The sequence below is a fragment of the Parafrankia sp. FMc2 genome, from assembly GCF_041008525.1.
GTDB lineage: Bacteria > Actinomycetota > Actinomycetes > Frankiales > Frankiaceae > Parafrankia.
Genome location: NZ_JBFLUG010000088.1, coordinates 20,912 through 32,885 on the forward strand (window position 1 = coordinate 20,912; position 11,974 = coordinate 32,885).

The following is an 11,974-nucleotide window of genomic DNA, read 5'->3' on the forward strand; positions in this document are numbered from 1 at the left end:
CGCGCTGCGCACGGCACGGCGCGGGCGGACGAGGCCCACCCCCACACCGGCCCGGTGTGGGGGTGGTGTGGGGGTGGGTGTGGTGGAGCCGCGTGGAGAGGCCTCGACGCGGGTAGATCAGACCGGCCGACCTCGACGCACCGTGGTCAGGAGTGGCGTCGAGGTCTACAACGGGTAGTCACCGGGGAACTTAGGATCTGCCGCCCTAGGGCGTGGGGGTTCAAGTCCCCCCTCCCGCACCAGAACAGCCTTACTTGAACCACCGCTCCCCAAAGCGGCGATCAAGAGGCCAACATCAGAAAGATCATCAAGAGCGGCGTCGTCCACCAGGACTGCGCCGCTCTGTCGTGCTGGGGCAACTCGTGCGCCACGCTCGGCCAGCACGCCGTTGACCGCCTCACCCAAGCTCCATGCCCTCCGCGCCGCCACGGTGGCCGCGAACGGCTCGTTGAGGACATCGTCCGTGACCACCGGGTCACCTTCGACGTCGAGATACAGCTTGGTGAAGATCGCCGTGTTGAGCACCTTGCGGGCCCGGATGCTTGACTGTCGGTACAGTGCCTGTGGATCTTCCAACAGACGCAGCACCGTCGCCAGTACCTCGTGGCCAGCATCCAGCGGCCGGTCGTTCTCAGCCAGCCGGTCTTCGATGCGGGTGCGTTCCTCCCGGATGCCACGGATCTTGGCCGTCAGCTTCTCCTTCGGCCAGTCAGGGTCGCCGACAAGATCCAGGAGGCTATCCTCCCGGGTGTCCAGCTCCTTGAGTTTCCGCGCGTACTTCGCTTGCAGCTGGCGAGCCGTGTCGGTCGTGCTGGCCATCGCCTCGTTGAGGCGTTCCTGGACCGCCGCCCGGAAGCCAGCAGATAGCTGGACGTTGCCGTAGTGGTCCTCGATCTCCCGTTCGACCTTGCTGACCGCCATGTAGGGCAAGTCGCACTGGTGGTCGAGTCGCCCCTGGCAGATGTAGTAGAAGTACCGCAGGCCGGTCCGACTCTTGCCCGGCATGATGATCAAACGTCGTTTGCACCGGTCACACCAGATAAGGCCCTTGAGGTAATGGTTGTGGGTACGGTGGCGTGTACCCGCCCGCCGTTCGGCATACAGCACCCGCTGTACCCGGTCGAACAGTTCCTGCGAGATGAGCGGTTCGTGCCGCCCTGGGTACTCTTCGCCGTTGTAACGGACAAACCCCAGATAGTAGCGGTCGCGCAGCAGCTCACCGATCTTATTCACCGAAATCGGCCGTGCGCTCCAGCGCTTCGTCGGCCTGGTCCGGAAACCGGCCGCGGTGAGCGCTTCTTGCAGCGTCCGGAAGTTGAACTTGCCGGTGGCGTACAGCTCGAAGGCCATGACGACGAACGGCGCCCGCTCCGGATCGAGCGCCACGGTACGGACTTCGCGGCCCTCGAACTGCTCCCGGACGTTCAGGTAGCCCAAGGACGCAAGGCCGAGCGTGCCGCCCTTGATCGCCTTCTGGCCCATCTTGTACTTGATGTCTTCGCCGCTGACCCGTACCTGGTACTCGTTGAAGACAGCGATCATGCCGTGCATCGCCTGGCCGGCGGGTGAGGCATCGAGATTCTTCTCGGTGGCGGAGTGCAGCTGCACGCCCAGCCGTTCGAGGGTCATCATCATGATGGCGTCGTCGTAGCGGTTCCGGGCGAACCGGGACAGGGCATAAACGAAGACGTGCTTGATGCTTCGGTCGGCCTTGATCCGGGCGATCATCCCTTGGAAGGCCGGCCGCTGGTCGATCGTCTTGCCGCTCTTGCCCGGGTCAATGTATTCATCGACCAGCGCGATGCCCAGTTCCCGGGCGCGCTGCTTGGAAGCTACCCGCTGAGCGGGCAGGGAAATACCTTCTGGATCGTAGTCAGTGTTGACCTGCCCGGTCGATGACACGCGGTAGTAGGCGATTCCTTGCTCGCCGCGTATCGATGGTCGTTTCTCAGTAGCCACAGTTTCCTCCTTTCTTTCGCTACGCCGCCAGGCCGGGGCACTCGGCGCTGCCCACGCGTGGGCGCACCGTCAGCCGGAAGTACTCCGACACCGGCCGGTCGGTTTCGTTGGTCAGGCCCAGGTAGTCCAGCCGTATCCGCATCGCGGTCAGCGACACGTTGAACTGCCCGGCCAGGGCTTCCAGGTCCTGGATGCCGCTGGACCAGGCTCGTTTGAGGGCGGCACGTGGCATCAGGAAGCAGGCCGCGAAGTGGTCACAGATGCGTTCGACCTGCCGGGCCCGGTACTCGGCGTTGCCGTAGCCGAGCTTGGCGTACGCCCGTTCGGCGACGGGATGATCAAGCACGTGCTTGAACTCGTGTGCCAGGCTGAAGCGCCGCCGGCCCACCGTGTCCTCCCGGTTGATCGTCAAGACCCAGGAACCGTCGCGGCGCAGGTGGGTGACGCCGCCGACTTCCGAGGTCTGCGACAGTTCGGCGATAGCCGGCATCTCGTGCCGGGGCTTGACCCGTACCTCGATGCCAGGCAGTTCACTGATCTTGAAGACGTCCACCGGTACGGCCTGTACGCCCAGCAACTTCAGGAGCAGGCTGGCTTGCCGTTCGGCCAGGATGAGGGCTTCGCCCTGGGTAACGCTCCGCGCCGGGATGATCTCTCGAACTTTGGTGATTATGCTCTTAGGTGTAGTTTTCAAGGCGACCCTCCTTCCGTGGTGGGTATTAGGTAGTTTCTCGGTTTCAGTGGCCAGCTCCGTACTTTTCCACGATCCGGGCGACGGCCCGCTCGGCCTCCCGTACCGCTTCGTCGGGCAGACCGGGGTAGGTGCGGCGGAGGTAGACCCGGAGGGTTGGTGCAGCCGGGGATACTGCGACTCCGCAGTAGGCCAGCACTTCGGCCAGGTCGAGATCCAGCGCACCGGCGATCCGTCGCAGCAGCTCCAGTGTTGGCGAGGCCGTCTCGCCGCTTTCGATGCGGGTGATGTTGGATGAGTTGGTCCCGGCGAGCCTGCCGAGCTGCGCTCCGGATAGCCCCTTGGCAATCCGAGCCTGCCGGATGTGCTCACCGAGCGACCGTGGTTTAGTCGTCTCTTCCATAGGCCTCCCTTCATGCGTCTAGTATTGCTCGATCTCTGCAATCTTGCAATAGCTTTTCTTGCATCGGCTATCCACTGGCGCTCACCTTTCACTCTCTGAGCACTTGAACGACACGCGCGGTAGCTGCCTCGAAGAACTCCGGGAGGATCAGCTGGTCGGCCGGTGGCGGTAGCCGAGCCATGAGCTGTTGGACGTCCCGCATCCGGCGCTCATGCGGCACGGTCAGCAGCACCCGCGGCGTGACGCCGTCTGGCCCAAGCTGGCCGGTGCGGGCGAAGTCGACGTACCGCCGCAGCTTCCGCCCCAACGTCACGGGCGACTCGGTAGCTCGGTCTACCTCCAAGAACCAGGAGTCCTCAACGTCGTCAGATACCAGGCAGACCGAGGCGTCTGGCTTGATCAGGCCGCCCGCTCCGTCCGGCCACCAAGCCGCCGCCTCGACCGCGAAACGAACCAGTGTCAGCTGACTGGCGGCCTGGGCTTCGTGGAGCTGGACGTACAGCTCGGAGATCGCCAGCGTGTGCTTCAGGAACGATTGGCCGGGTGTCCACGGCCGCCGTGCCCGCGTCGGCAGGCTGGCGGTATCCGTAGCGATGTCCAGCAGCGGCAGCGCCCGTTGGCCGGTGACGCCGAGTGCAAAGACCAGGCCGGAGCTGCCGGCCCGCGCGCCACCGATCGTCCGTTCCAGCGGAGTAACAAGATCATGACTGGCGAGTCGTTCCAGTACTTTCCGTCGCGTCCGGTCACGGGAAGTAGTGGAAAGATCTTGAAAGTGCAGTCGCGTGAACTGGTTGCCGGTCAGGACGCGAGTCTTGGCAAGGTCGTGGAGGATGGCTCGGTCGCGGGGGCTGAGTTGGTCGACCAGGCGTTCGACCATGGCCGGTGACTGGCGGGCGGGCATCAGAGGTGACCTCCATAGAGGAGGTCATGTGTCGTTGGAGGAAGTGTCGGAAAATACCTACAGGACAGGGGAAAGTGACTGGTCGCGGCCGACGCGACCGGGTGGGCGGCCGGTGGGGTGAGCGGTGGGAGAGGTGTGCGGGTGGTCATGCTGTACCCCCGCGCCGCCGGCGGCCGAGGGTCGGTTCCGGCTCACTATCTGGACGGCCGCTGACCCGGGCACGGAGAGCGGCTTCCACTTCTTCGCGGGGTGTGCCGTAGCGCTGGCGGCTGCGGTCGGCCAGCTGTCGGCCGTCACGCAGCGCGTCCGGCAGCGGCAGCGTCTTGCCGGTGACCGGCCGCAGGGTGGTGTTGTTGATGTTCAGGCGCATGGCCACTTCGTAGGCGGCCAGACCCATGAGATCTTCACGGGTCAGCGGCGCGAAGCGCTGGGCCATCTTCTGGGCATCGTCGAAGTCGAGCTGGAAGACGACCTGTGAGCGCACCGTGCCCAGCACCGCCGACTTGACGGCGTCGGTCAGCTGCCCCAACTCCTGGTGGGCGAGCGTCATGCCGACGCCGAGCCCCCGGGCTTGAGCCAGAAGGTCTGCCATACCGACAGGGAGCTTGATCACGTCCTGGAACTCATCGACGAAGATCATGACCGGCTTGCGCCGTTCGGCGGGCACGGCCGCCCGCGCCAGGGTGGCCTGGAGCGTCAGCGCCAGCAGCAGCGCGCCGAGCAGCTGTGCCGTCTCCGCACCGACGATGCCCTTGGACAGCGGCACGAGCACGATGCGGCGCTGGGTCATCAGCTCGGAGAGGTTGAAGCCCTGGCTCTGGCCGAGCATCAGGCGGAGCGGTGATCTCGTGAGGATGGCGCGGAGTTTGTTCTGGGCTGGTCCCACCACCTGAAGCCGCTGCATATCGCTCATGTCCTCGTAGGCGTGCCAGAAGGGGCGGACACCGTCCGGGACGCCGGGCTGGTTGGTCACGGAGCGCCGGAAGGTCGGGTTGGTCAGCAATTCGGGCACTTCGGCAAGCGTGAAGTCCGAGCCGTCCGCAGCCTGGGTGTGCACCAGCGTCAGCAGCGAACTGCGGAGGACATCGCTCGTCCGCGGCCCCCATGAGCTGCGCCAGAGTTCGCCCATGATGTGCACCACGTTGTCGACGGCCAGTTCCTTGTCCTGTTCGGTGCGTAGTCCGCCGAGCAGGTTGAAGCCCACCGGCCGGTCGGTGGCCGATGGATCGAGCACCACCACCTCGTCGGCCCGTTCCTCCGGCACGCGGGCCAGGAAGTCGTCGATCAGGTCACTCTTCGGGTCGATGAGCATCAGGCTGCGGCCGGCGGCGGCGTCCTGGAGAGCCAGGTTGTCGATCAGGGTCGACTTACCGACGCCGGTCGGTCCCAGCAGGTACAAGTGGCGCAGGCGGTCTGTTGTCCGCATGGCCAGCGGCACCGCCAAGTCCGGATAGTTGCTGCGGGCCAGCACCGCGCCGCGTTTCGGTGTGGCCGGGGAGGGTGCGAGTACCCGGCTGACGCCCGCCGGGAGGCCTGGCAACGACACCGAACCCAGCAGGAAGCCCACCAGGCTCGGCAGTTCCCGGCTGCTCAGCAGCAGCGGCCAGCGGGTCAGCGGCAAGGAGCGCCGATCTATCCGTCGTACCACCGTCCGGGATGACAGCCAGCGGCGCACCATGCTGACCCCCGGGGCGTTCGGCCCGTGCAGCGTCGACCAGGTGCGTGATAGCAGCGACTTGGCGCGGGCGGGGCTGCCAGCGGCGACGCCGACCCGCAACACGGCATGCAGCAGCGGGTCAGCTTCCTTGGTCCGCTGGGCGCGGACAGCTTCGGCATCAGCCGGTGCATCGCCTTCCACGAGGTAGGTGCTCCACCAGGCATCGCCCCGCTTGGCCGAGGCACTGTGGACAGGCGGCGGGTTGCCGGCGCTGGTCAGCGCCCACTGCACCCGCACCTCTTCACCGGAGTTGAGCGGTTGCAGCGACGCCAGCTGCCCGGCGCTGATGCTCTCGGCCCGGTCGCTGGCCAGCGGCCGTCGCCGGGACGTCATGGTCAACTCGGCGGCCACCAGGTAGGGCGGCTGGCTGGCCAGATACTCCGGGGCGGCTTCCAGCCGGGCGCTGGGTAGCCCGGCCCGCAGGGTGCTGAGCAGCTTGGCCTGCGAACTCTTCGGCAACAAAATGTAATGGGTGATGCCGGCCCGGGTGGCCACGATCTCCAAGCCCAGCGGCGGCATGGTCAGCAGCGACCAGCGCGGCGGGTGGGTGGCTGCCGCCACCAGGGCCAGCCAGCGGGCGACGTCCTCGGGCTTCAGGCCGGACGGCAAGCCCAGCCGGTAGGCCACGAGCGTGCTGCGCCACTGGCGGGCGTCGAGGGCCCGCATGCCGATAACCGTCCCGAAGATCGCCAGGCCGCCGGCCAGCATGGCGAGGGCGGGCATCACTGGGCCACCTCCAGCGCCGGCACGTCCTTCGTCTGGGCGAGCGCGCTTTCCTGGCTCGCGGTGATGAGCGCTTGAATAAATAGATCCACATCAATAGTTGTCCGGGGTGCGCCGTGCACCCGGACCCTCCCTTGTCCTGCCATATAGATTCCTCGATTACCTGATTGATGAGGGTCGCGTCAACGGCAGGCGTGCCGATGGCGGCCGGTGCTCCGGCCGGGCAGATGAAGGCGACTGACCTCTATTGCTTCTTATGCCCGCCGCAAACACGCTTTGTCAAGAACGGAAATGATCTTCCGGATGTGTAACTCTGGCGAATCTGTGGACGATTCCGCAACGACTCTGCGGGCTACGTTCCGGACTTGGTGCGCACTTCCCGCAGCAGCTGCCCAGCCACGGCATTAGAAATCCGCAGCTCCGTCCGCAGCCCGTCCCGGGTGATCGGCTTGCCCGTGGCTTTTCGGTGGGCGGTGTCAGCCCGCCGCGCCCGCTGCATCAGTGCTGGGCGTAGGACGATGGCCGTCCCCTCCCCGTCCTTGGCCGTTGGGCGCTTCGTCCCGTCCCCGTCCTGGACAGCCGTCCCGGCGGACCGTGGATCGTCCGGGACCGCGGGCTCGTGCAGCAAGGCCAACAGCCGGGGAGCGACCTCGCTCCACCCGACGAGGAGACAAGGGGCTATGGCATCGAAGCAGGCGCGTCCCCACGCCCCGTCCAGTAGCGGCTTGGTCGTGTTGAGAGCGAAGGTCATGAGACCGCACAGCACCAGCAGCACCCGTGCCGCCACCAGCCGTCCGCCGATGCCGTGGGCGCGCAAATACTGGACGCTGGCCAGCAAGGCAATGACCGACAGGTCGACGGCCGGGGCAACCAGTGGGGCGATCCACCCGGGCACGCCCAGCTGCACGCCGAGCGCCCAACCGTTTCCGAAGCCGAAAGCGAAGGCCAGCAGGGCGATCACGGACACCACCGCCGTAATACCTCGGCGCACCACCAGCGCCGTGCGCCCCGCGAACGGCGGATCAGGCATTTCCGTCCACGACTGGCGTGCCGGGTCGGCCTCCGGCGCGCCTTCGGTTGGCAAGGACACTACGCCGCGCGGGGTCTCGCCGTCGGACGTGCGCAGCGTGCCTGGCTTGACCGAAGCCCTCTGGCCTGCCCTCGGTCAGCACTGCCTTGGCCGCCAAGCCGAGGTGGTAGGCCAGCGCCACGGGCACGGCGTTACCGATCTGGCGGTACTGGGCGGTCACCGGGCCGGCGAACTGCCAGCTGTCGGGGAACGTCTGAATCCGGGCGTACTCCCGGACGTTGAGCGGCCGGGTCTCCGCCGGGTGGCAGCGCTCGGTGAGCTTGGCGACCGGCGAGCACAGCAGCGTCGGGCTTGGCTTGTCCCATGCCAGCCGTCGGGCGACGCCGCTACAGCTTCCGCCCTGGTAGGGACCGTTTGGGAGACACGCCGCCAGTACCTCGGCCGGCAGGTCGCGCCAGTTGCCGCCTTCCGGCACCTGGCTCATGATCGCCTCACGGCTGGCCGAGTACCGCTGGCCCGACCCTGCCGGCCCATCCCCGATGGCCTGCCGCAGCGTCGGCGGCGGGCCCTCAAGCTCAGAGGGGAAGACGATCTGCTTGCCGCTACCGCGCTGGAGCGCCACGAGGATTAGCCGCTCGCGCCGCTGCGGTACGCCGAAGCGGGAGGCGTCCAATACCCGCCAGGCCACCTGGTAGCCGGCCTCTTCCAGGGAGGCCACCATGGTCCGCAGCGTCCGGCCACCGTCGTGGCTGCGCAGCCCCTTGACGTTCTCGGCCACGGCCAGCCGCGGGCGGATCTCGCGGACGGCCCGCGCGAACTCGAAGAACAGCGTGCCGCGCGGGTCGGCGAACCCCTGCCGGTTGCCGGACGCACTGAACGCCTGGCAGGGGAAGCCACCTTCCAGGACGTCGACCGTCCCGCGCAGAGCCAGGAAGCTGACGTCGTGGATGTCGCGGTGATCAACCTCCCATGCCGGCCGGTTGGCGCGCAGGGTCGCCACGGCGTGCCGGTCGTACTCGTTAAGCAGCAGATGGGTCAAGCCAGCCTGCTCGAACCCGAGGGCCATCCCGCCCGCGCCGGCAAAGAGGCTCACGCAGGTGAGGGGTCGGCTTCCGAGACGCGGCTGGCTATCCCGCGGCATGGGAATCGCATATTCTTGACCAGTTTTTGGCATGGGGGTATCGCGATGTAGTATCTGGTTCTCCTTATTTGAGAATGGCTCAGGGGTAGAAGTTCCGCCCGCGCCGGTGATGGGAATGCGCTACCCGACAGAGGGTCGGGCGTACTGCTTACCGACGCCGCAGCACCAGCGAGGCCAGCCCGGCGAGCACCAGGATGACGACCAATGGCAGGATCAGCGGTCTGGCTGCCTCGTAGGCAATCCGTACGCCGACGCAGAAGCCCACCATGGCCACGGTTGCCTGCATGAACTTCGCTTTCAGGTCTTGCATGCTAGATCCTTTGTATCGGAGGGATTTACTCCTCGGTGGGAGACGTGTTGACCTGGCTGCCAGCGCCAGGCAGCTGTGCCGATTCGGACGGCGCTGGTAGATCCTGACCAGCGAGGATGAGCGCCTGCGCCAACAGGTCGGCGTCGATATCCGATCGCTGACAGCCGCGAATGCGGATGCGTTGGTGCGCGAGCCTGGCTGGCTTTCTGCTCAGAGGGCCACGTCGCAGTCGACCTCGTTGCCCCAGGCATGCCAGCCGGGACGCTTCCGCCGCGCGAACAACTCCAGGTAGGGCCCCGGTGAGCAGCGTTCGATGATCGCGAACTGCTCCTCGGGCTTCCAGCTATGTGCCTGAAGCGGGGCGTAGAACCAGCTGCCTTGGCCCCGGAACTGAATCGGGGCACGCCCGCGTGTGCCGAGCAGCAGATGTTCCGTCTGGTTGCGGATGTAGTTACCGAGTCCCAGCCGGGGCTTGATCCAGGTGATGGTTGACCGGTAGGTGAAGCCCCAGGCCGCCAGCACGTCCTCGCCGGCGTGCAGGGTGGCATTCGTGACCCACAGGTAACAGTGGGCGTTGTCGAGCGCGAGCCTCTCCACCGCCAGCCCCTTGATGGCATCCAGGCTCATGAGCGGGTAGTGGCGGATCGCGCCCAGCCCGCCCTTCTGCTGGATGTCCCAGGGCGGGTCGGCCAGGATCGTGGCGTAGCGGGCGTTGCTGGCCGCAGGTACTTCGATGGTCAGCGTGCCGCTCCTTTCGACGTCAGGAAATGCAGGATGTAAAGCTCCTTTCGTCTGGTGGCAGGCATGGCTACCGCCAGCCTGCCACCAGATAGGACAGGAAATTAATCAGGGAGATTGAGTAGTTCTACGGTGCGGCCGACTACTCCGGCTGGTAGTCCTCGTGGTTCTCGGCGACCAGCGGCAAGATTTCGGTACGGGCCAGCGCTTCGCTGAACCTGGCAGCCGTCAGTTGGCGGCGCTGCTTCTCTTCGCCGTAGCAGGTCATGAAGAGGTCTTGGAAATAGCCGGTCAGGACTGAGATGGTTTCCGAGTGCAGCGCGTCCAGAGGGACACGAACAACCGTCTGGTCATGAGGCAGGCGCATGGTCAGCCCTTCCGCTTCGGTCTCTTGTTAGACGTAGTTCCCATGGCGGCACGGGCATCCCTGACCCACTGGAAGAGCCGACCGGCAATGAACGCCCCGAGGATGAGCAGCACGACGATGAGCTCAGTCATCGGTCTTTCCAAGGGGATCAATCGTGCGTAGCTCCTGGAGAGCCTGTGTCCGCTCCTGCTGCCGTTCCTCGGCGGCGGCCTCACGGGCGAATTCCGCTGCCTCTGCGGCTTCCTGGGCGACATAGTCGGCCCAGGTTTCCCAGAAGAGTGACGGGAGCTTCGTGGCGTGGCGGAGTACCGTCAGGGAATGGCGCAGGGCCTTCTCCCGCTCACTCGCTTCGTCTTGGGTGTAGCTGGCAGCGGCACTGATGCCGAACGCCAGGCCGAGGGCGAAGGCGATGAGGGCAACAAGGGCGTTCACTCGTCCCGCCATCCGGACTCGCCGCGCTGGGTACAGTCGGCCACTCGGAGCATCTGCTCTTCCGCCCGTGTGCGGTGTTCACGTACTGCGTCGATGGTCCGGGCCTCACGGTCGTGCAGGACCGTGAGGGTGGAGTGGCCCTTGTCCATCTGGCTGATCAGGATGCACTGCACTGCTACGACCAGCGCCAGCAGGATCAGGGCCACGGTCATCAGCTCATCTCCGACCCGAAGCGCGCCACCATCCGGGCGATAGCCATGTTGGCCGTGCCCGCGATGAGGGCCAGGGCCTCGCTGGCGTCCGGGACGGCCGCCTCCAACTGGTTGCGCATCTGCGTCAGGTAGGTCGCCTCCGACAGGCCGTGTTCGGCCACTCGGGAGATGGCGCTAATCGCAGCGCGCTCCTGAACGAGTGCACTGTCAATGTGCCTCACGGTTCTGACCGTCTCACGAGACACGGAAAAACTAACCCGGCCACGGGGAACAAGATTGCTTCCGCTCAAGTCTCTCTACTCCTCTCAGGCTTCCCGCTTGTTTGGCGGGCCTGAGAGGACATTGCCTGACTACGGAGATCAATGGCAAGGAATGGCAACATGACAGCTATCCTGTCATGTTGCCACATGCTTCTGTCATCCCGCCAATCGGCGCACACTGGCGGCACGGGGTTCGATATCGGCCACGAAGCGATCTGACGGCAACTACTCGGGGAGGTATTTAAATTCGCGATGAGGATATGGCGGCATGCCCGGCGTATGGGTGGCACCCTCATATATCTCAGCTCGAACAAATGCACGCATCAAGCCGTAGGCATCCCGCCAGGTAATGCCGAGATCCGTAAGGTCTGGCTTATCTTGCTGGTCGGGGGTGTTTGACGCAATGGCGGTACTTTCAAGTGGGTTGTATGCTGCGATGCGCACTTCATGATCTGGATCGCACATCAGCTGTTCCCAGAGAGGCAAGCCGTATAGCCGGTCTACCTCGGTGAGGGCGCTGATATACCACGCGATGTGTCGGCGATCCACATTACGGGTGCTGTTCACGAATATGCTAAAGACTCCTTGGGCGTGTTCAATATTCCTGCCGGGCAGCAACTCTATTTGCGCAAGGATCTCTTCGCTATCTGGTTCGCCAGGCAGGGGTCGGGAAGCTCCTGTCTCGTCTGTCGCCCGATGCCACATTGCGAGTACTGCGTCAGCACTCATACCCTCGATGATAAGAGGTGTACCGATTTCAGGGTTATCGCGCTGCTCGTCAGGAAAACCGGAGGGCGATGGAGGTAATTCTGACATAACTGCTATACTTATAGCACGCTTTATGTAGGTAATTCAAGGGCTGTTTACGCCCGTAGCACCTAAGGGGGAGTGCGCAATATCATGGTGGTGGACCGGTCAGATGTGTGGCGGGCTCTAGTGCCGCTTTATAATAGGCGCGGACTGTGCGAACCAAAACTTGACGTGAACCCGATACTCCTCACTGCATGGCGGCTTGATGCCACCATGCCGAGTGCAGCTTTGCGTGGTGAAATCGCAGGGAAAATTGGCTCGTATATTGATTGCTTTGAGG

At 65.2% G+C, this 11,974-nt stretch carries 15 protein-coding genes; all 15 read right to left on the reverse strand.

Annotated features, from left to right (window positions below; translation table 11 throughout):
- Nucleotides 1-165: 165 nt before the first annotated feature.
- Entirely contained in the window at nt 166-1,959 is a 1,794-nt protein-coding gene (locus AB1460_RS24855; protein ID WP_368964522.1) for a recombinase family protein, read from the reverse strand.
- A 19-nt stretch (nt 1,960-1,978) separates the two neighbouring features.
- Nucleotides 1,979-2,653 carry an ImmA/IrrE family metallo-endopeptidase gene (locus AB1460_RS24860; protein ID WP_368964523.1) on the reverse strand — a complete coding sequence of 225 codons (675 nt, stop codon included), beginning with the start codon at nt 2,651-2,653 and terminating at the stop codon, nt 1,979-1,981.
- A gap of 43 nt (nt 2,654-2,696) precedes the next feature.
- Entirely contained in the window at nt 2,697-3,053 is a 357-nt protein-coding gene (locus AB1460_RS24865) for a helix-turn-helix domain-containing protein (protein ID WP_368964524.1), read from the reverse strand.
- A gap of 88 nt (nt 3,054-3,141) precedes the next feature.
- Entirely contained in the window at nt 3,142-3,954 is an 813-nt protein-coding gene (locus tag AB1460_RS24870) for a replication-relaxation family protein (protein WP_368964525.1), read from the reverse strand.
- A 145-nt stretch (nt 3,955-4,099) separates the two neighbouring features.
- A complete protein-coding gene (locus AB1460_RS24875; protein WP_368964526.1) occupies nt 4,100-6,379 on the reverse strand; it encodes a type IV secretory system conjugative DNA transfer family protein in 2,280 nt (759 codons plus the stop codon).
- A gap of 14 nt (nt 6,380-6,393) precedes the next feature.
- On the reverse strand, nt 6,394-6,516 hold the full coding sequence (locus AB1460_RS24880; protein WP_368964527.1) for a hypothetical protein: 123 nt from the start codon (nt 6,514-6,516) through the stop codon (nt 6,394-6,396).
- 230 nt (nt 6,517-6,746) lie between these two features.
- Nucleotides 6,747-7,424 (reverse strand): hypothetical protein, encoded by a 678-nt coding sequence (locus AB1460_RS24885; protein ID WP_368964528.1) that lies wholly within the window; start codon nt 7,422-7,424, stop codon nt 6,747-6,749.
- Entirely contained in the window at nt 7,417-8,598 is a 1,182-nt protein-coding gene (locus AB1460_RS24890; protein ID WP_368964529.1) for a DNA cytosine methyltransferase, read from the reverse strand. Before AB1460_RS24890 ends, AB1460_RS24885 begins: the two co-directional genes overlap by 8 nt.
- 115 nt (nt 8,599-8,713) lie before the next feature.
- Nucleotides 8,714-8,875 carry a hypothetical protein gene (locus AB1460_RS24895; RefSeq protein WP_368964530.1) on the reverse strand — a complete coding sequence of 54 codons (162 nt, stop codon included), beginning with the start codon at nt 8,873-8,875 and terminating at the stop codon, nt 8,714-8,716.
- A gap of 210 nt (nt 8,876-9,085) precedes the next feature.
- Nucleotides 9,086-9,718: an MT-A70 family methyltransferase gene (locus AB1460_RS24900; protein ID WP_368964536.1), complete on the reverse strand. Its 633-nt coding sequence runs from the start codon at nt 9,716-9,718 to the stop codon at nt 9,086-9,088.
- A gap of 37 nt (nt 9,719-9,755) precedes the next feature.
- The gene (locus AB1460_RS24905; RefSeq protein WP_368964531.1) at nt 9,756-9,980 is read right to left on the reverse strand and encodes a hypothetical protein; all 225 of its coding nucleotides are present in this window, start codon (nt 9,978-9,980) and stop codon (nt 9,756-9,758) included.
- Nucleotides 9,981-10,103: 123 nt separating this feature from the next.
- Nucleotides 10,104-10,412 carry a hypothetical protein gene (locus AB1460_RS24910; RefSeq protein WP_368964532.1) on the reverse strand — a complete coding sequence of 103 codons (309 nt, stop codon included), beginning with the start codon at nt 10,410-10,412 and terminating at the stop codon, nt 10,104-10,106.
- Nucleotides 10,409-10,624: a hypothetical protein gene (locus tag AB1460_RS24915; RefSeq protein ID WP_368964533.1), complete on the reverse strand. Its 216-nt coding sequence runs from the start codon at nt 10,622-10,624 to the stop codon at nt 10,409-10,411. Before AB1460_RS24915 ends, AB1460_RS24910 begins: the two co-directional genes overlap by 4 nt.
- Nucleotides 10,624-10,845: a hypothetical protein gene (locus tag AB1460_RS24920; RefSeq protein WP_368964534.1), complete on the reverse strand. Its 222-nt coding sequence runs from the start codon at nt 10,843-10,845 to the stop codon at nt 10,624-10,626. Before AB1460_RS24920 ends, AB1460_RS24915 begins: the two co-directional genes overlap by 1 nt.
- A 264-nt stretch (nt 10,846-11,109) precedes the next feature.
- Complete coding sequence (locus tag AB1460_RS24925) at nt 11,110-11,700, reverse strand: hypothetical protein (protein ID WP_368964535.1); 591 nt, start codon at nt 11,698-11,700, stop codon at nt 11,110-11,112.
- Nucleotides 11,701-11,974: the final 274 nt, after the last annotated feature.